The following is a 21,287-nucleotide window of genomic DNA, read 5'->3' as shown; positions in this document are numbered from 1 at the left end:
TTTTTATGGATTATAATACTACTAGCCACTCGGACGAAAATCAAAACGAAGATTTTAATTTAAGGGATACTTTAGAGCGTTATCTCGACAATTGGCAATGGTTTGTATTGGCAGTTTGTTTCTGTCTTACTTTGGCTTTCGTTTATTTAAGATACGCCACGCCCCAATATCAGGCCAGTACCACGATATTGGTCAAGGATGAAAAAAAGGGCGGCATGCTTTCCGAACTGTCCGCTTTTTCTGATTTGGGATTGGGGAGTGGGTTGAAAAGTAATGTGGACAACGAAATCGAAATTTTGAAGTCCAGAACCTTGGTCGAAAGAACGATAAAAAAACTCGGATTGCAAGTCGTGATTGCTGAAAAAGGGAATGTCATCAGCAGCGAAAAATACAAGGATGCTCCCATTGAAATCAATTTCAGCAACACCAAACCCGCATTTGATACCGAGAAGCTGCAGTTGGAGTTTAAAGAACTGAGCCCGGCCACCTTTGCACTGGGAAGTGAATTGACAGCAGGAGAAAAGCCGTCATTTTTGCATGCCAAAAAAGAATTTCGATACGGAGAAATCATTCCCACTCCAAACGGGGATTTGATTATTACCAAGTCCATCACTAAAAATAATCGATTTAATGCCAAAGACAAGTCGCTAAGCATCAGCGTAAATCCTCTCGAAAAAGTGGTGGCGGGTTATTTGGCTCGTCTCAAGGTGAATCCCGTAAGCAAAACGAGTAGCGTGGTCGAAATTTCCATCACGGATGCCGTAACCAAGAGAGCGGAGGATTTTCTGGACAATTTGATTCAAATCTACAATGACGATGCCGCGGCCGACAAGAGTTACATTTCTGAAAACACTTCGAAATTCGTGGCCGAAAGATTGTTGTTGATCACCCAGGAGTTGGACGGAGTCGAAAAGGACGTGGAACGCTTCAAGACGTCCAATAAATTGACCGACATAGAAACCGAAGCCAAACTTTTTATTGAAGGCTCCAGCGAGTACAACAAAAAAAGGGTCGAGATGGAAATACAGTTGAACATGGTCAATTCGATGTTGGATTTTATCAAAAAAAGCACGAATGCCGATTTATTGCCCGCCAATATTATTTCTGGCAGCGATGCCTCGGGATTGATGGATTCCTACAACCAATTGGTCTTGGAACGCAACCGGATTTTGAAATCGGCCACGATGGAAAATCCAGCCGTTGTTAAATTAGAGCAACAAATTGCTTCCTTGAAATCGAATATTGGCGAGAGTCTGCGCCGATTGCAAGCCAATTTGAACATACAGAAAAGAGATTTAAGAGGTCAAGAAGGATTTCTGGATTCCAAAATTGGTGAAATCCCGGGTCAGGAGCGCCAGTTTCGGGTGATTGCCCGCCAGCAAAAAGTAAAAGAGGAATTGTATTTGTATTTGCTGCAAAAAAGAGAGGAAACAGCCATTTCGTTGGCCGCAACGGAGCCCAATGCCCGAGTGATCGATGCGGCAAAAGCGGTCAAGACACCGGTTTCTCCCAAAAAAAATATTATTTATCTGGCCGCCTTGTTGTTGGGACTTCTTGTGCCATTCGGGATTATCTACATCATTGATTTATTGGATACCAAAGTGAAAAATCGCTTTGATGTAACGAGCAAATTTGACATTCCATTCTTGGGCGATATCCCCAATTCGATTAGTCCGAATGAACTCATAGATGCCGCCAGTCGAACAGGAACCGCCGAAGCACTTCGAATAGTCAAAACGAATCTTGATTTTATGTTGGGGCAAGTGCCGGAGGACGAGGCCAAAACCATATTCATGACATCGACATTGGCCGGAGAAGGCAAAACATTCTTGTCGGTTAATTTGGCAGGAACGATGGCACTTTCCAAGAAAAAAGTACTTTTAATGGGGCTGGATTTCAGGAATCCCAAATTAAATGAATACATCGATTTGCCCAATAATTCTGGATTGACGGATTATTTGTCGTCAAGCAAGGCCATGATTGGCGATTATATTTTTAAATCCAATAATTTCGACAATCTGTACGTGCTTCCTGCAGGTGTCATTCCTCCGAATCCCACGGAATTGTTGATGAGCAAAAAACTGGGAGAACTATTCACCGAATTCAAGAAGGAATACGATTATATTATCGTGGACATGGCGCCGGTAAGCTTGGTTTCGGATACCCTGATGTTGTCTAAACACGCTGATGCCACCGTATATGTGGTGCGAGCCAACTTTTTGGACAAAAGAATGCTCCACATTCCGAAAATACTGTACAAAGAAAATAAACTCAATAATATGTCCGTGGTGCTCAATGATACCAAGCTCAATAAAAGTTATGGCTACGGCTATGGTTATGGTTATGGCGTGAAAGTGGAGGAAAAACCTTGGTACAAGAAAGTTTTTAATAAATAAAAGGGAGGCGAAAGCCTCTTTTTTTTGTTTGAAGGGTTATCGGTTGTCAGTTATCAGTTATCGGTTATCTGTTGTCTGTTGTCTGTTGTCGGTTGCGTGTTTTGCGGGAGACGATGGGCGGTGTATAAAGAACTCATACCCTTTTTAAAAACGATTCCCATTCCCAACCAAATTGTTACCTTTGCATTTATGGAATTTTCATCGAAACTTTTAGAAAAAGCAGTCAACGAAATGGCACAATTGCCGGGAATTGGCAAGCGAACCGCCTTGCGATTGGTGTTGCATTTGTTGAAGCAACCCAAAGAGCAAACCGGATTTTTATCGCAAGCCTTGACGGCAATGCGCGAGGAAGTGAAATTTTGCGTGAGTTGCCACAACATTTCGGATGTGGCCGTTTGCGAGATTTGTGCCAATCCCAAAAGGAACCACCAGATTATTTGTGTTGTCGAAGATATTCGCGACGTGATGGCCATTGAAAACACGGGACAATTTAGGGGAATTTATCACGTTCTGGGAGGCAAGATATCGCCCATAGACGGAGTGGGTCCCAGTCAATTGAACATCAACACGCTGGTCGAGAAAGTGAAATCGGGTGTTGTCAGTGAACTCATTTTTGCCTTGAGTTCCACCATGGAAGGGGATACCACGAATTTTTATATTTACAAACAAATACAAGATTGTGGCATCATCACCTCGACCATTGCTCGAGGAATTTCCGTGGGCGATGAACTGGAGTATGCCGACGAGGTTACGCTGGGAAGAAGTATTTTGCAAAGAATACCATTTGAGCATTTTTTCAAGAACAATTAAATTGGGGACACGGTTCTCGGGACGCGAATCAAACGGATTTGCCAAAGCGAAAACACGGTTGAATACGGAATTTTTTTTGGGATAGGGATGGGGTCCTATTTTGGAAATGTTTTTAAAGGAAACCGCTTTGAATGATTGTTTCAGGGAAAGAAGAATTAATCCATTTATTGAATGGCGATATTTTTGAATTGTGAAATGAAACCCTATATTTGTTATCAAAATTAAAAGATGAACAAATCCATACTCTATATATTGCTGGGGATTAGCCTGCTTTTTACCTCCTGTATTCCCGTAAAAGACCTGGTTTACCTGCAAAACAAAAGCGGAATCGAAACGGAAGCCCCAATAACCGAGGTAATGTTGAAGCCGTATCGGCTACAGGCCAATGATGTTTTGAGCATCACCATCAAGGCAGATGACCCCAAGTTAGTCACTATTTTTAACCCCACCAACAAAGGGGAAACCGACAAAGGCGGATCGGCCTTGTATTTTGACGGCTTCACGGTTGACGATCACGGGAACATCAGGATTCCGGTTTTGGGTGAAATCAACGCCATTGGTTTTACGACAGAGGAATTGCGAATGCACATCGAGAAACAACTCTTGGACGAGTATTTCAAGAAAGAGGCCAATATTTTTGTGACCGTGCGTTTGGCGGGATTCAAATACACCATCAACGGAGAAGTGGGAAGCGTGGGCACGAAATTTTTATACCAGGACCATGTCAATATCATGGAAGCCATCGCCAATTCGGGTGACATCACGATAACGGGAGACAGAAAAGCGGTAACCATCATTCGGCAACTGCCCACGGGAACCGAAATGCACGACATAGACCTTACGGACATCAACGTGATGCAATCTCCTTATTATAACTTGCAGCCCAACGATTATATTTACGTAAAACCACTCAAGCAAAAAACTTGGGGAACCGGTAAAACAGGGATAGAATCGATAGGAGGCATAATGACTTTAATTTCCCTGATCACCACTACCATTTTAATATTAAAACTATAATACAAATCCAAAAATGTTAGACATAAAAGATTTTTCTATTTTTGAAGCCCAGTCAGGATTTGATTTTAAAGGGTTTTTATTAAAAATTGGAAGTTATTGGAAATGGTTTGTCTTGAGTCTAATCATTACTTTCACCATTGCCTACCAAGTGAATATTCGCAAGGAAAAAATTTATGCCATGGAGACGCTCATCTCCGTCAAGGAAGAAAATAATCCGTTATTTACCTCCAATACCAGTTTGGTCTTCAATTGGGGCGGCACTTCAGACCAAGTCCAGGCGATTTCCACCACCTTGCAATCTCGCTCCCACAACGAATTGGTCGTAGACAAACTACAATTTTACATCGGTTACTTGGCCCAAGGCAAATACAATCTTGTGGATGCTTACGGCGCCGTGCCTTTTTATGTGGACATCGACAAAAACAAGGGGCAAATAGCGGGAAGCCTCATCGGCATCAAATTCTTGAGCGAAAATGAATATGAAATCCGAATCCCGTTTGCTGGCAATACAGTTTCGATGATTACCTACAGGGACAATTCCTATAGCCAAACGGCCGTTGTTCCGGGTGATTTTGTCAAAAGATACAAAGTGGGACAACAGGTCTCCTTGCCGTTCCTGAATTGGAAATTGCAAATAAAAGACAAACCCGGACTTTACAAAGGGAACGAATATTTTGTGCAATTCAATGATTTTGACGGCACTGTTTCCAGTTACAGGGGAATCAATGTGCGGTCTGATGACAAAGGAGGATCCATCATTACACTGGGAATGCAGGGAACCAACAAGGCCAGAATGGTCGAATATTTGAATGCCACCGTCAAAATGCTCATCAAAAGCCAGTTGGACAGCAAGAACCAATTTGCCACAAACACCATACGATTCATAGACAGTACGCTTGTGGCGATGGAAGCCCAATTGAAAGAAACGACAAACGAGTTGAAATCTTTCAGAAGCGGCAAAAATATTTATGACATAGAAGAAGGCGGTTCCAAATTTTCGGGACAAATTCTGGAATTTGATGTCCAAAAAGACGAGATTACCCGCAAAGTGACTTATTATAATTCCTTGAAAGCCTATTTGAAAAACAGCGTTGATTATTCCAAGCTTCCTGCACCTTCCGTGGCGGGAATTGAAGATCCGAATATCGTCGTGAATGTTTCCAAATTGATTGCCCTGTCCACCCAAAGATCAGAAATGGCCTATGCCGTAAAAAGCGAAAAAATATTCAAGGATTTCGACAATCAAATGGAAGCGATCAAGAAAGTCCTGTTGGAAAACATTGTCACTGCCAAAGCCTCGCTGCAACATGATTTGGCCATGATCAACAGTAAAATCAACGAAACGGAAAGCACCATAAAACAGCTCCCGGAAGACCAGCAGGAACTGATAAAAATCAAACGAAAATACGATTTAAGCGATAACATCTACAGCACGTTTCTTCAAAAAAGAAGCGAAGCCGACATTGTAAAAGCCGCAAACTTGTCGGATGTTCATTTTATCGATCCTGCCAAAGACATTGGCGGAGGACTCATAGGACCAAGAACTTCGGTGAATTATGTGCTGGCCTTATTTCTGGGATTATTGATTCCGTTGCTTTTTGTCTTTGCCATTTTCTTCATCAACAATTCCATACAAAACACGGAAGACATCAGCAAATTGAGCCAGATACCACTGATAGGCGTTATCGGGCTGAGCAAGGAAAATACGGAGTTGGCGGTTTATGACAAACCTAAATCGGCTTTGTCGGAGTCCTTCCGGGCGATTCGATCTTCACTTCAGTTTTTGTACAAACAACAAAAGCTGGATGGTGCAAAAACGCTCATGATCACGTCCTCCGTCAGCGGTGAAGGAAAAACATTCTGTACCCTGAACATTGCCACGGTATTTGCTTTGAGCGAAAAAAAGACCGTAATCATAGGATTGGATTTAAGAAAACCCAAATTGTTTGACCAATTTAATTTGAAGAATGATGTGGGGGTCGTGAATTATCTCATCAAACAAAAAACGGTGGACGAAATCATCAATTCCACCCAAATTCCTTTTCTCGACGTTATCACTTCCGGTCCCATTCCTCCGAATCCCGCCGAGATGATCATGAGCGACGGCATGAAGGAATTAATCGAAGAATTGAAGAAAAAATACGATTACATCATTTTGGATACACCTCCTGTTGGCTTGGTTTCTGATGCCCTGGAATTGGCGCAATATTGTGATGTCACCTTGTATATCGTGCGCCAGAACTTTACCAAAAAAGACATGATTACTTTGCTCAACAACAGGGTAAAACGTGGCGAGCTCAACAATACCAGCATTATTTTGAACGGATTTCAAAATAAAGCCAAGTACGGAGCCGGTTACGGTTACGGATATGGATACGGATACGGCAATACGACTTATGCCAATGGTTACACGGACGATACGTCGAAAAATATTTTTGAAAAAGTGATTCGAAAATTCCCCAAGAAAAGAAGCTAGCAACACGATTGTTTACAATAAAAAAACACATGAAACTGGAAGTAAAAAGCATATTAATTACCGGTGGCGCAGGATTTATAGGGTCCAATCTTTGCGAATATTTTTTGTCCAAGGGACACCAAGTGACCTGTTTGGATAATTTTGCCACGGGACATCGGCATAATTTGAAGGATTTTATGGAGAACCCCAACTTCCGTTTGATGGAAGGCGACATTCGTGATTTATCCGATTGCCACAAGGCGGTACAAGGCGTGGATTATGTTTTGCACCAAGCCGCTTTGGGTTCCGTTCCGCGATCCATCAAGGATCCCGTTACCACGAATGACGTCAATGTTTCGGGTTTTTTAAACATGCTCGTGGCTGCCCGTGATGCCAAGGTAAAGCGGTTTGTGTATGCGGCAAGTTCGTCGACCTATGGCGATTCGCAAGGATTGCCCAAAGTGGAAGACGTAATCGGGAAACCGCTTTCCCCTTATGCCATCACAAAATACGTGAACGAATTGTATGCCGATATTTTTAGCAGAACTTATGGATTGGAAACCATAGGCTTGCGTTATTTCAATGTTTTTGGTCGAAAACAAGATCCAAAAGGCGCTTATGCCGCCGTAATACCAAAATTCGTGATGCAATTGATGCAGCTTGAAAGTCCGGTAATCAATGGCGACGGAAACTATTCCCGCGATTTCACTTATATTGACAACGTGATCCAAATGAATGAATTGGCGATGACCACCCAAAATCCGGCAGCAGTAAACACGGTTTTCAACACCGCATACGGAGACCGGAACACCTTGAATAATTTGGTGGATTATCTGAAAGAATTTTTGTCTGCTTATAATCCAAAAATAGCCGATGTTGCCATTGACCATGGTCCCAACAGGGCGGGCGATATTCCCCATTCTTTGGCCAGTATTGACAAAGCGAAGACATTGTTGGGTTATGACCCGAAGTTTTCTTTGCAACAGGGATTGAAGGAAGCGATAGATTGGTATTGGGAGAATTTGAGGTAGTTATCGGTTTTCGGTTTTCGGTTTGAAACTTGAGGTTATCGCGCCGTGCTGGTTCAGGATTACATTGATGCCGTGCTTTCGACTACATAAGAAAAACAGATAACAGATAACAGATAACAGATAACAGAAAACAGATAACAGAAAACACATAACAGAAAACTGACAACTGAAAACAGATAACACATAACAGAATTAAAAAAATGAAAATTACAAAAATTTGTTGCATCGGAGCCGGATATGTTGGAGGACCGACCATGGCCGTTATTGCACAAAAATGCCCCCACGTACAAGTCACGGTGGTCGATTTGAACGCCGAAAGAATTGCGGCTTGGAACGATGAAGACGTGCACAATATTCCAATATATGAACCGGGTTTAAGCGAAGTTGTAGCCGAAGCCAGGGGAAGAAACTTGTTTTTTTCGACCGATGTGGAAAAAGCGATTGACGAAGCCCAAATCATTTTTATTTCGGTGAACACGCCAACGAAAACCTATGGAAAAGGGAAGGGAATGGCTGCCGATTTAAAATACATCGAATTGTGTGCCCGACAAATTGCCAAAATAGCCAAAGACAACAAAATTGTGGTCGAGAAATCGACTTTGCCGGTGCGAACAGCAGAGGCCATCAAAAGTATTTTGGACAATACCGGAAATGGCGTACAATTCCAAATTCTTTCCAATCCAGAATTTCTTGCCGAAGGCACCGCTGTACATGATTTATTGCATCCAGATCGGATTTTGATTGGCGGAGACGAAACTCCCGATGGCCAAAAAGCCATTCAGGCCTTGGTTGATGTCTATTCGAATTGGGTTCGTCTCGAAAAAATATTGACCACGAATGTATGGTCGTCCGAGTTGTCGAAATTGACCGCCAACGCATTTTTGGCACAAAGAATTTCTTCGATCAATGCCTTGTCCGAACTTTGCGAGAAAACGGGAGCCAATATCAATGAAGTGGCCAAAGCCATAGGGATGGATAGCAGGATAGGTTCAAAATTCCTCAAAGCGTCCGTTGGTTTTGGAGGATCATGTTTCCAAAAAGACATCCTGAACTTGGTTTACATTGCCAAATCCTACGGATTAAACGAAGTGGCTGATTATTGGGAACAGGTAATTATCATGAACGACCACCAGAAAAGACGGTTTTCCAACACTATTGTCCAGACCTTGTACAATACCGTTGCCGACAAAAAAATCACGTTCCTGGGATGGGCTTTCAAGAAAGATACCAACGATACGAGAGAATCAGCAGCCATTTACGTGGCCAATGATTTGATCAGCGAACAAGCCAAAATTGCCGTGTTTGACCCCAAGGTTTCCGGAAAAAAAGTCTTGGCCGATTTGGATTATCTGGAAACCAGGACTTCCGAAAAAAACAAGGACGGGGTAACTTCATTTGATAATCCTTATGAAGCCTGCAAGAATGCACATGCCATTGCCGTGCTAACCGAGTGGGATGAATTTAGACAGTACGATTGGAAAAAAATATACGACGGAATGCAAAAACCAGCTTTCGTTTTTGATGGCAGAAATATTTTGGATGCCGCGGAACTCGAAGCGATAGGGTTTGTTTATCATGGTATTGGAGCGTGATTTCGGTTATCAGTTATTGGTTATCAGTTATCTGTTATCTGTTATCTGTTTTTCGGAATAAAAAATTAATATAAATCTGGGTTTTATTATTGTAAAATCTAAAACACTTTAAAAATTGGACACAGCCATAAAAATTGGGGTTATAGGATTGGGATACGTGGGTTTGCCTTTGGCACGATTGTTTGCCACAAAATATTCCGTGACGGGATTTGACATCAATCCATCCCGAATAGCCGCCTTAAAACAGGGCAATGACAGTACGCTCGAGATCGATTCCGACACTTTACGGGACGTATTGGTTGCAACCAAAGGGAATGCCGTCGGTTTGTATTGCACGGCATCCTTGGATGAAATAGCGGATTGCAATTATTACGTGGTAACAGTGCCCACTCCGGTGGACAAAAATAACCGCCCCGATTTGACTCCGTTGTACAAATCCAGTGAAACGGTTGGTAAAGTATTGAAAAAAGGCGATATCGTCATTTATGAATCTACCGTTTATCCCGGCGTAACCGAGGAGGAATGTGTACCGGTATTGGAACGGGTTTCGGGATTAAAGTTTAACGTCGATTTTTTTGCGGGCTATTCGCCGGAAAGAATCAATCCCGGTGACAAGGAACATACAGTGGACAAGATTTTGAAAGTCACTTCGGGTTCCACTCCCGAAATTGGACAAAAAGTAAATGAATTGTACCAATCGGTGATAACGGCAGGAACACACCTGGCTCCTTCGATAAAGGTTGCCGAAGCCGCCAAGGTAATCGAGAATTCGCAGCGCGACATCAACATTGCTTTTGTCAACGAATTGGCCAAAATATTCAATATTCTCGAAATTGACACCCATGCCGTGTTGGAAGCCGCCGGCACGAAATGGAATTTTCTTCCGTTCAAACCGGGCTTGGTTGGGGGACATTGCATTGGAGTCGATCCTTATTATTTGGCCCAGAAAGCACAAGAAAAAGGATATCATCCTGAAATAATTTTGGCAGGTCGCCGTTTGAACGACAGTATGGGCGAATACGTGGCTTCGCAAGTAGTCAAATTGATGATAAAAAAGGGAATTGCCATCAATGGCGCAACCCTTTTGATGTTGGGGATCACCTTTAAAGAAAACTGTCCCGATGTGCGCAACACCAAAATTGTCGATGTAATAAGCGCCCTGGAAGATTACGGGATTAAAGTGGGAATGCATGATCCTTGGGCAAACCCCGAAGAGGTTTTGCATGAATATGGATTGACAACCAGTACGGACAAACCAGCCACTACTTTCGACGCCGTGGTTTTGGGTGTGGCCCATCAAGAATTTCTGGATTTGGACATCAATGCCTTGAGGAATAAAAACAGTGTTCTTTATGATGTTAAAGGGGTTTTGGGAGACATGGCCGACGGGAGGCTTTAAGAGTGTTCCGTTTTCAGTGGTCAATGACCTGTATGGGTTTTGTGTTGTCTGTTGTGGGGTATCGGTTGGGAGTTATGGGTTTATGACAATAGATTGATGCGCTGCACTGCGTTTCGCTCGCAATGACGGTGGGTTGTGCAAAGAATAAAGAGAACGGCTAATCAGGATTGATTTCCATTATTTAAAAAAAATATAATTTTATAATATAGGACTAGAATGAAAAAAATATTGATCACGGGTGGAGCAGGATTTATTGGGTCGCATGTCGTTAGACGTTTTGTGCAAAAATATCCAGAATATCAAATATTCAATTTGGATGCACTTACTTATGCGGGCAATCTGGAAAATATCACCGATATAGAAAACGAACCCAATTATACTTTTGTGAAAGGGGACATCACAGACGAGCGTTTTATCAATAATTTGTTTCAAGAACACCAATTTGACGGCGTAATCCATTTGGCTGCCGAATCGCACGTGGATCGTTCCATTGAAGATCCAATGGCCTTTGTGAAGACCAACGTGATTGGAACCGTGAATTTGCTCAACGCCGCCCGGAAAACATGGGTCAATGCCAGTGAAGGAAAACGGTTTTACCACGTGAGCACGGATGAAGTTTATGGCTCGTTGGGAGCGGATGGCTTGTTTGCCGAAACCACCGCTTACGATCCCAATTCTCCTTATTCCGCTTCCAAAGCAAGTTCCGACCATTTTGTGAGGGCTTATGGCGAGACTTATGGATTGCCGTATGTGCTTACCAATTGTTCCAATAATTATGGACCGAACCATTTTCCTGAAAAGTTAATTCCGTTATTCATCAACAACATCATCCACAACAAGCCTTTGCCTGTTTATGGAGACGGGAATTATACCCGCGATTGGTTGTTCGTGAAAGATCATGCCGTGGCCATCGACTTGGTTTTTCACCAAGGCAAGAATCACGAAACCTACAACATCGGTGGATTCAACGAATGGAAAAATATTGATTTGGTAAAGGTATTGTGCCAAATCATGGACACAAAATTAGGTAGGGAAACAGGAGAATCGGCAAAACTGATCACATACGTGAAAGACCGACCGGGACACGATTTGCGATACGCCATTGATGCCAACAAAATAAACAAGGAATTGGGTTGGGAACCTTCCGTCACTTTTGAGCAAGGTTTGGAGATGACCATCGATTGGTATTTGAACAACCAGCAATGGCTCGACAGTGTGACTTCCGGGGATTACGTGAAGTATTATACCAAGATGTATTCTTAGGAGGGTTGTTGAATGTCTGTTTTCGGTTCAGATTGTTAATATTATTGACTTAAGGGTAATTGAAGGTTATTTCAAAATCGATATCCCATAGTTTAAACAGACCTAACAGATTACAAAAGACAGATTACAAAAGACAGATTACAGAAAAATAGAAAACAGACAACGGAAAACAGAAAACGGATAACATAAAACCGACAACGGACAACAGAAAACAGACAACGAAAAACCGACAACGGATAACAGATAGACTATGAACTGGTATGTAGTGTACACCAAGCCCAAATGGGAAAAAAAAGTGGCGGAGCGATTGAATGAGATTGGGGTGGTGGCTTATTGTCCATTGGTTACAAAAATAAGCCAGTGGTCGGATCGAAAGAAGCGCATTAGTGTTCCCTTGTTCAATTCATATGTTTTTGTGCAAGTGGAAGACAAGGATCGGAATCGAGTTTTCGAAATTTCGGGCGCCGTCCGGTATTTGTTTTGGTTGGGAAAACCAGCCGTAGTGAAGGATTTAGAGATAGAGGCCATCCGGCAATGGCTTTCTGCTCCGGATGTTTACGAGGTCGTTTTGGACCAATGGAAAAAAGGGGATAAAATCACTTTGGAATCAGGGCCGTTTATCAGTCAAACCGCCATCATTCAGGAAGTAAAACAAAACCATTACATTTTGATTTTGGAATCTTTGGGCTGTATGCTCAGGGTAGATAAAGTGGCTAAAAAAGAGGTTTAAATTTTTTTGTTTCAAATTATTTAAACAATTAATTAGTTGTATTTACAAGTAATTTCTTTGTTTTTAGTACAATAGCGGCAAGGAACAGTATTTAAAGGGCTTGTTTCGGGTCTTTAAATTTTGTAAGTAAAAGATGAAGAGTTCTTTTTATTTACCATAAATTTGTAGCATTGGAAGTTTTGGTGCCCCTTTTTGGGAGTCACCACGGCGAAGCCGTTAAATGGCTAAAAAATTTCATTATTTTTGGATGTATAAATCAGCAATAATTTTATTTATTGCATCCATTTTTGAATAGTTTAAAAGAGTTTATTTTGCAACAAAATATCGTAAAGGAGATTGGTTTCCTTTTAAAAATTAATACAAATTATATCGCATCATGAAAAAAATAATTACTGCCTTTTTACTTTTGTTTGCCCTTTTTCAAACGGGTACATTGTTAGCCCAAGATTTGTTTAAAGGAACAGATTTAAGCACGCTCAAAGTAGATTATTTGTCGGATACGGATATAGCAAAAATTAAAACGCAGTTGCAAACCAACAACGTCACTGTCGAACAAGCAGAACCTATGGCTTTGGCCAAGGGAATGTCGGCGACCGAGTTTGCCAAATTGAAAATGCGATTGGGGTCACAGCCTACCTCGGCAAGCGTTGCACTCAAAGAAAATTTGGATGACACTAAAGAAGAATTGACTCGAAAACAGGACAAAATTGTCAACAAAAAGGTAAAAGACACGTTGCATTCGCTGGTTTTTGGATCGGAACTGTTTGACAATCCCACCCTGAATTTTGAACCGAATTTGAAATTGGCCACTCCCGTGAATTATGTTTTGGGACCTGGAGATGAATTGCAAGTTAGTGTTTACGGCGTGCAAGAATTTAATGCCAGTATTCCCGTTACGGTCGAAGGGAAAGTCAATATTCAATACGTGGGACAAATTTCGGTTTCGGGAATGACGATTGAAGCGGCCACCCAGAAGATTCGAGGGGCAATGGCAAGAGTCTACAGCACCGTAAGCTCGGGCCAATCCCAAGTGGGCGTAAGTTTGACTCGCATCAGGACGATAAAAGTGACTTTAATTGGGAGCCAACAGCCAGGCAACTATTCCATTTCTTCCTTGGCCACGGTTTACAACGCTTTATTTTTAGGTGGAGGACCTGGAAAAAACGGAAGTTACAGAAACATCGAATTGTTGAGAAACAACAAGGTATACAAGAAAATTGACATTTACCAATTTTTGGTCAACGGCAACCAGTCGGATAATGTGGGTTTAAAAGACAACGACGTGATTCGGATTCCGGCTTACACCCAAAGAGTGACTGTTGAAGGACAAGTCAAACGTCCCGGCATTTTCGAGATGAAAGCAGGGGAAACCTTCAAGGATTTAGTGTCTTTCGCTTCGGGATTTAACGAGTTTGCTTATACGGCATCGGTGAATGTGTTGCAAAAAACCAATAAAGAATTCAAGGTAAAAGACATCAAACAATCTGAATTCGGCACATACAAACCGCTTGCAGGAGACGTGTTTCGGGTTTCGAAGATTTTGAATCGTTTTGAAAACCGCATTAAAATTGAAGGTGCTGTTTTTAGACCGGACACTTATTCCTTTTATGAAGGCATGCGCATTTCCGACCTTATAGCCCAAGCCGACGGGTTAAAGGAAGACGCTTATGCTGATAGGGCTACCATTGTACGGTTAAAACCTGATTTGACCACCGAGGCCGTCAACGTGAACTTGTCCAAAGTTTTGGCAGGTGATGCAGCAGCCAATATTAGTTTGCAAAAAGAAGACATTGTGACGGTGTATTCCATCCTGGATTTTAGGGAAGAATATAAAATAACTGTCGACGGCGAAATCAAGAAACCCGGAGTTTATGACTATCAAGACAATCTGACCTTGAATGATTTATTGGTTCAAGCCGGCGGATTGACCGGTTCGGCCTCCAAAAGAGTCGAAGTGGCCCGAATGATACAATCAGACGAAATAGACGATTCGAATCCGAACAGGGTACAATTGTTCAATCTGGAGATTACCCCTGAAAACAACGAGCAAATCAAGAATTTTGCATTGGAACCTTTTGACGTGGTCAATATCCGAAAAATGGCGGTTTATCAAAAACCGGAAATGGTGTCCATAACAGGTGCCGTCAATTATTCCGGTAAATATGTATTGGCCAGCAAGAAGGAAAAAATATACGATATTATTCAAAGAGCGGGAGGGTTGACTGCCGTTGCCAATTTGGATGGCGTTAAAATCAAACGTCCCATACAGGCGAAACAGATTGAAGAATTGGAAAATGTCGACTTGAATCTAGGAAAAAAAGACAGTATCCAGAATAAAGTGGTCAAAAAGTTAAAAGAGGAATTGAAGTATGCCACCATTCCCATAGATTGGAGAAAAATTGTTAAAGACCCTGAAGACAAAACCAATGTTACCTTATTTCCGGGGGACGAAATTGAAGTTTCTGTTTACAATGAAGGCGTGAAAGTGACCGGAAATGTATTGTTGACTTCGGAAATTCCCTATAACAAAGGAAAAGGTTTTGCCTATTATCTCGATGCCGTTGGCGGAACGGATGCCAAGGGATGGAAGAAAAATGCTTACATCATTTATCCCAACGGAAAGGCGGCCGTTTCGAGTTCTTTCCTTTTTATACGCTCTTACCCAAAGGTATTGCCAGGTTCACAGATCGTGGTTCCCGAGAAACCCGATACCAAAAAAATGACTACGGGGGAATGGGTTAGTATAGGAAGCGTGATTACGAGTATTGCTTTATTGATTGTAACGGCGTTTAAATAGTGATTGCCAACTAGACAGAAAGATATAAAAATAGATATAGATAAAGAAAAAAAATAATAAAATGTCAACAAGCGAACAAACGCCCCAAGACGAAATTTCGTTAAAAGAATTGATAGAAAGAGTTAGGATATGGTTTGCCTATTTATTGTCGCGATGGAAAGTCATCGTTTTGGCAGGATTTATTGGAGGGGCTTTAGGTTTGACATATTCTTTTATTACTAAACCAATTTACATAGCTACTTTGTCTTATGTGGTTGAAGATGAGAAAGCCGGAGGAGGGCTTGGAGGTGTTTTAGGTTTAGCGAGTTCTTTTGGATTTGATTTGGGAGGAAGCGGCGGCAGTATTTTTTCAGGATCGAATTTGACCGAGTTGTTTAAGTCCCGTAAAATGGTAGAACAAACTTTGTTGACTCCAGTTATAGTGAATGATAAAACAATTTCGTTGGCTGAAATGTATATACAAAATGTAAAATGGCGAAAAAGTTGGGTTAATAAACAAAAATTAGCATCCATTCAATTTTTGCCTAATACAAATAGAAACTATTTCACGCGTACTCACGACAGTATTTTAGGAGCAATCTATTATGATTTGTCAAAGAACAGTTTGTCTGTTGCGCAAAAGGACAAGAAAATTGGGATTGTCAGTATAGAAATGAAATCGACAAGTGAATTGTTTGCCAAGTATTTTTGTGAAGCATTAGCCCAACAAGTAGGTCAATTTTATGTCACGACTAAAAGTAAAAAAGCCAGGATGAATATGGCTATTTTGCAAAGACAGACTGATTCTATTCGAGGTGAATTAAACAGTGCTATTACCGGCGTAGCTGTAGCGAATGACAATACCTTTAATTTGAATCCAGCACTCAACGTAAAACGTTCCCCATCTGCCAGAAGGCAGGTTGATGTTCAGGCAAATACAGCTATACTGACTGAATTGGTTAAGCAAACAGAATTGGCCAAAGTGACACTTAGAAGAGAGACTCCTTTAATTCAGGTTATTGACAGGCCAATTTTGCCTTTAAAGAAAGAAAGGTTTGGTAAAGTTTCAGGAATCTTAGTAGGAAGTTTTTTATCAGCGATATTAACTATTTTATATTTAGTAGTTAGACGTTTCATTAAGGAAATGTAAATTAAATAAAAAATGAACTTTAAAATATTTAATGGCAATAAAATAAAAAATAAGAATTTTATAAAATTTAATTCAATACAGAATGTTTTTTGGAACTTTGTTGCAGGAGTATGGTTAGCTTTGCTGATTATTTTATCTACACCGTGGTATATAGCAACACTTGGTTTGGAGTTGTATGGTGTTTTAAGTATTTGGTTAGTTTTTCAAGCTTTGATGAGTTTCTTCGATTTTGGATTAGGTGCCACAATAATCAGAGAATTTGCAGGAGCAAAATCTGATAAAGATGGGGACTTTCATAAACAAAATCTTCTCAAAACCACGGAAATATTTTATTGGAGTATTGCAGTTATTTTATTTTTTTTCTTAATCATATTTTCAATTTTTTTTTCAAACTATTGGTTTACTTTTGATATTAGTAAAGAGATTAACATAGTGTATATTATGCTATTGATGAGTTGTACATTGTTTTTTCAATTTCCCAATGTTTTGTATTTTAATGGGTTAATAGGGTTGCAAAATCATAGACTTATGAATATGCTTCAAATTTCTGCAAATACACTTAGATATGGAATGGGATCTTTGATTTTGTTTTTTCATAATGATTTAGTCTGGTTCTTTTCTGTTCAAATCATTATTGCGATTTTGCAAACTTTTATCACACGTTATTTTTTATGGAAAGGTATTAACTATACAGGTATATATAAACCTGTTTTTAATTTAGACTTACTTCGAATTTCTGCTAGATTTTCAGGTGGTATGGCATTAACATCTATTGCTGCTGTATTGATTTCAAATATTGATAGAATTGTAATAAGTAAAGTTCTTCCCGTGTCAGAGCTTGGGAAATATGCAATTGCATTCACCGCAACAGGACTTTTGCAGTTGGGGATACAACCTTTTTATAGGGCATTTTTCCCACGATATTCAGAATTACATTCTTTGGGGGATGATGGAAAATTGAAAAATGAATATTTTTTCAGCAATAAAATTATAGCAGTAATAATCATATCTTTAGGTGTTGTTTGCTTGTTCTTTGCGGAAGATATTTTTCTTTCATGGATGAATATTAGTGATTCGACTATTATTAAAACATTTAGGTTTCTAATTCTAGGTATTCTTTGTTCAGGTTTAGGTTGGTTACCGGCAGCAATGCAGCAGGCTCAGGGTTGGACTAGTCTTCATGTCAAGATGATTTTTGGTTCTGTTTTAATTGGTTTGCCATTAATGATTTTCGCTATTCATTTTTTTGGAATTATTGGAGGTACAGTAGTTTGGCTCATTCATGGTGTTTCTGATATTACTTTAGGATTGTGGTTAATGCATAGACGCATTTTGAAGGGAGAATTGACGAGATGGTATCGAACGGTTGTTTTACCCCCAATTTTGATATCACTTCCTATTGCCTACATATCTTTTTTATCAAAACCCGACAATCTAGGTCGGTTTGAAAATTTAATATGGATAATTGTTACAGGAATTATTTTGATTTTAACTTCTTTTTATTACACTTTAAAAAAACAATGATTTTCAGCCTTCTGTTTAGCTTTCAAATTAAGTTTATTTTTTTTAATTATTGTAAAAGTAAACGAATTTAAAATTCTGATTTGAGTATCAATGTTCACATAGAATAAAAGCACTTTTGTTTTTTTATATTTATTTATTGTAAAATTTAAATTTTTATTTTGAGCATAATTTTAATGAACTAGGTTCACAAAATTAGAAAGTAATAAGTTAAACAAGAATTAAACTGCTAATTTATATTTCAAGATTTGCAGAAATAATTTAAACATAGTTGAAAAAGATTAAAAATATTTTTATGCTAAATAAAACAGACAACATTCATTTTACAGTTATTATTCCAACTAAAGACAGAGCTCAATATTTATATCAGACGCTTAAGACATGTACAAATCAAGATTATGAAAATCTTGAGATTATCGTTTCCGATGATGGCAGCTCAGATAATAGTAGAGAAATTGTAGAAGAAGCTGCAAGAAAGGACCCTAGAGTTCGCCTAATTTCTCCAGGTTCAGGTGTTGGAATGTTAGATAATTTTGAATTTGCATTGAATCACGTAAAATCAGGTTTTGTCATTGCTTTAGGTGGTGATGATGGGCTGATGCCAAATAGTATTGTTCGTATGCGTGATATCTTAGTTGAAACTGGAATGGAGATATTGACATGGCCTACAGCTACTTATTTTTATCCAAAAACAAAAATGGAAAATGGACAATTAATTTTGCATTTGAAAAATGCTAAATTATCTTCTGGAGTCAAAATAATTAAGTCAAAGCCTTTTCTTGAAAGACAATCCAAAAACTTATTTTATATTTCAGATGTTGAATCACCTATGATTTATGTTAAAAGTATAGTGTCTACCAATTTAATTGAAAAAGTAAAAAGTCGTTCAAGTGATGGAAGATTTTACTCATGTTCTACTCCTGATGGGTATTCTGGCATTGTCTTAGCGGGAGAAGTTGAAGAATATGCTTTTTCTGGTGAACCATTGTCAATTCATGGAGTTTCACCAACCTCGCAAGGACTTGGATATTTAACAAAATCGGAAGAAGCCAAAAGACATTCAGAAGATTTTTTTAAAAAAACCACGCATAAGCCGATGCATCCTGAATTGGGTTCACAACCATATTCGCCATTAATTTCTTTAATGACTGCTGATTTTCTTTTAACTGCCAGAGATCTTCCTGGCTGGACAGGTGAATTCTCTCCAATTAATTATAAAAAATTACTTTCTATAGCGTTAACAGAAATCGAAGACGGTTTGTTCCCTGAAGACAGGGTTATGAGAGAGCTAAATATTTTGCATAAAATAGCTGAATATCATAATTTAGGAGGTTTTTTTATAAAAAAATTAAGCAAGTCAAAAAAAAATAGTAGAAGACCTCTTGAGGGTAATGCAATAAGTCCAAGGTTGCTTTATCTTGATGCCATTGATTATAAAATTTATAATGTTTTTGAAGCATCATTTGTAGCTCATTATTTGCACCAGATTGTGCCTAAATTGAGTTTAAATACATTTAGAAAAATGATAGTTAATTCTTTTAGATATAGATTTTTATCTTTTAAAAAGAGATATAGATTGCCAAATGACTTTTTAAACAAATAACTATGAATTTTTTTGTCATTAGTTAGTCTTTGGTGTCTTGTTTAAAATAAAAAAATAATGTTTTTACTGTTTGTACCAATTTTTGTGACTCTAATTTTTTACTTTTTTTATGCAAATTTGTTAAAAAAAGTGAATGGTGAAACTTTGTTTTGTGATTTGGGTTTTATTTATTGTTCTTTGTTGGTTTTGTATACAGTCATTCCAGGGCTAGTTTTGGTATATGGATTAACTAAGCCCGGAGATCCTATTGCGGTTTTGCTTGATAATATGTCTGTTACGAAAACTGATTTAAGTATACATCTATGGAGACATTTTTTATTTTTATTTTGTTTCTCTGTTGGTTATTTGTTTTTTAGAGGCAAAGAAAAATTTAAGTATGTAGAAATAAAAAGATCTATGCATTTTTCAATAGTTTTTTTAATGATTACTATTGTTGTTTCTTTGTTAATTTTGAGTTTATTGTCTGCTCCTGTTGAGACTTATTACGATAATTATATTCGTTATGATCACTTATCAGTTCCTGTACGGAAAATTGTATCTGTTTTAATTAGATTTAAAGGAGGATTTTGTGTTATTTTAATTACATTGTTGTTTTTAAATTATAAGAAATATAAATTTTATATATTAATTTCAGTTTTATTGATATGTGTTTATGAACTTCTATATTCTCACGGCTCTAGAATTAATATTTTTATCATTTTATTACAAGTTTTTTTTCTCTACAGTTATTTTGTTAAAGTATTAAGTGTAAAAAAAATATTTGGTTATGCTTTAATTTTGCTTACTTTTTTTTCAATTATTGAAATTATACGTTTGCTAGATGGAAATGTTGTTAGTACAAAAGAAGTAATTTCAGAAGATGGTATTAAACCTCCAGGAGAATTAGGAGCTTTATTTATAACCAGTTTTCATTTGTATTCCGAAAGAGAAAAAGGAGTTCTTCCAAAAAGAGAATGGCAAATGTTTTTTTATGACATAATTTCGCCATTTACTTTTAATTCTGACACTAGTTTGAACCCAATGTATTGGTATGCTAATTATTATTTTCCTGAATCTATAGTTCCTCCTTTTACCATAGGGCCAATTGCTGAAAGTGCTATCTGGGGAGGTGAAATTGATCTGTTTTTTCGAGGATTAATAAATGGAGCATATTTCGCCTTTATTGTTAAATGGTTTTTGAAAAGAAGAGATAAATGGTGGGGAGTAGCTACCTATGCTTTTCTTTTTTCTTACTCTGTTATCACATTAAAATATTCCGTGTTTTTCTATTTGACTCCTGTTTTTAAGGATCTTTTGCCTACATTGCTTCTCGTCGCAATTTTAATAAAACTTTTTAAGTGCAATCAAAATGAAATATTGAAAAAAGAAGTAGAAAATTAAATAATATAAATCTTAGGGTGTAATTATTTGAAGTACAAAATAATGATTTATTCCTAGTCATTATCTAGAAGTCGTTATACAAATCAATTATATATATATGTTAAATATAGTAAAAAATTATTTTTGATTTTTAAGATATAAATTCATTGGGTTGTGAATTAAAA

At 38.7% G+C, this 21,287-nt stretch carries 14 protein-coding genes; all 14 read left to right on the top strand.

Going from position 1 to position 21,287, the window contains the following annotated elements; genetic code table 11:
• Window positions 1–5 precede the first annotated feature (5 nt).
• The 14 genes from C0430_RS10705 to C0430_RS10640 all read left to right on the top strand — a co-directional run bounded on the left by C0430_RS10705 (window position 6) and on the right by C0430_RS10640 (window position 21,123).
• Window positions 6–2,396 (top strand): polysaccharide biosynthesis tyrosine autokinase, encoded by a 2,391-nt coding sequence (locus tag C0430_RS10705; RefSeq protein ID WP_290869572.1) that lies wholly within the window; start codon window positions 6–8, stop codon window positions 2,394–2,396.
• A gap of 189 nt (window positions 2,397–2,585) precedes the next feature.
• On the top strand, window positions 2,586–3,206 hold the full coding sequence (recR, locus tag C0430_RS10700; protein ID WP_290869568.1) for a recombination mediator RecR: 621 nt from the start codon (window positions 2,586–2,588) through the stop codon (window positions 3,204–3,206).
• 228 nt (window positions 3,207–3,434) lie between these two features.
• Window positions 3,435–4,223, top strand: coding sequence for a polysaccharide biosynthesis/export family protein (locus tag C0430_RS10695; RefSeq protein WP_290869557.1), 789 nt, complete (start codon window positions 3,435–3,437; stop codon window positions 4,221–4,223).
• Window positions 4,224–4,236: 13 nt separating this feature from the next.
• Window positions 4,237–6,699 carry a polysaccharide biosynthesis tyrosine autokinase gene (locus C0430_RS10690; RefSeq protein ID WP_290869554.1) on the top strand — a complete coding sequence of 821 codons (2,463 nt, stop codon included), beginning with the start codon at window positions 4,237–4,239 and terminating at the stop codon, window positions 6,697–6,699.
• Window positions 6,700–6,728: 29 nt separating this feature from the next.
• Entirely contained in the window at window positions 6,729–7,709 is a 981-nt protein-coding gene (locus tag C0430_RS10685; RefSeq protein WP_290869551.1) for an SDR family oxidoreductase, read from the top strand.
• A gap of 200 nt (window positions 7,710–7,909) precedes the next feature.
• A complete protein-coding gene (locus C0430_RS10680; protein WP_290869548.1) occupies window positions 7,910–9,301 on the top strand; it encodes a UDP-glucose 6-dehydrogenase in 1,392 nt (463 codons plus the stop codon).
• A 115-nt stretch (window positions 9,302–9,416) separates the two neighbouring features.
• Window positions 9,417–10,700: a nucleotide sugar dehydrogenase gene (locus C0430_RS10675; RefSeq protein WP_290869545.1), complete on the top strand. Its 1,284-nt coding sequence runs from the start codon at window positions 9,417–9,419 to the stop codon at window positions 10,698–10,700.
• 216 nt (window positions 10,701–10,916) lie between these two features.
• Entirely contained in the window at window positions 10,917–11,963 is a 1,047-nt protein-coding gene (gene rfbB / locus C0430_RS10670) for a dTDP-glucose 4,6-dehydratase (RefSeq protein ID WP_290869542.1), read from the top strand.
• 250 nt (window positions 11,964–12,213) lie between these two features.
• Window positions 12,214–12,693 (top strand): UpxY family transcription antiterminator, encoded by a 480-nt coding sequence (locus C0430_RS10665; protein WP_290869539.1) that lies wholly within the window; start codon window positions 12,214–12,216, stop codon window positions 12,691–12,693.
• Window positions 12,694–13,069: 376 nt separating this feature from the next.
• Complete coding sequence (locus C0430_RS10660; protein WP_290869535.1) at window positions 13,070–15,490, top strand: SLBB domain-containing protein; 2,421 nt, start codon at window positions 13,070–13,072, stop codon at window positions 15,488–15,490.
• A gap of 61 nt (window positions 15,491–15,551) precedes the next feature.
• Entirely contained in the window at window positions 15,552–16,619 is a 1,068-nt protein-coding gene (locus C0430_RS10655; protein ID WP_290869532.1) for a Wzz/FepE/Etk N-terminal domain-containing protein, read from the top strand.
• A gap of 12 nt (window positions 16,620–16,631) precedes the next feature.
• Entirely contained in the window at window positions 16,632–18,143 is a 1,512-nt protein-coding gene (locus tag C0430_RS10650; RefSeq protein WP_290869529.1) for an oligosaccharide flippase family protein, read from the top strand.
• Window positions 18,144–18,411: 268 nt separating this feature from the next.
• Window positions 18,412–19,743 carry a glycosyltransferase family 2 protein gene (locus C0430_RS10645; RefSeq protein WP_290869526.1) on the top strand — a complete coding sequence of 444 codons (1,332 nt, stop codon included), beginning with the start codon at window positions 18,412–18,414 and terminating at the stop codon, window positions 19,741–19,743.
• A 57-nt stretch (window positions 19,744–19,800) separates the two neighbouring features.
• Window positions 19,801–21,123, top strand: coding sequence for an O-antigen polymerase (locus C0430_RS10640; RefSeq protein ID WP_290869523.1), 1,323 nt, complete (start codon window positions 19,801–19,803; stop codon window positions 21,121–21,123).
• The last annotated feature ends 164 nt before the right edge of the window (window positions 21,124–21,287 follow it).

It is taken from the genome of Flavobacterium sp., from assembly GCF_013823965.1.
Taxonomy (GTDB): Bacteria; Bacteroidota; Bacteroidia; order Flavobacteriales; family Flavobacteriaceae; genus Flavobacterium.
This window is presented reverse-complemented; position numbering and strand designations above follow the sequence as displayed.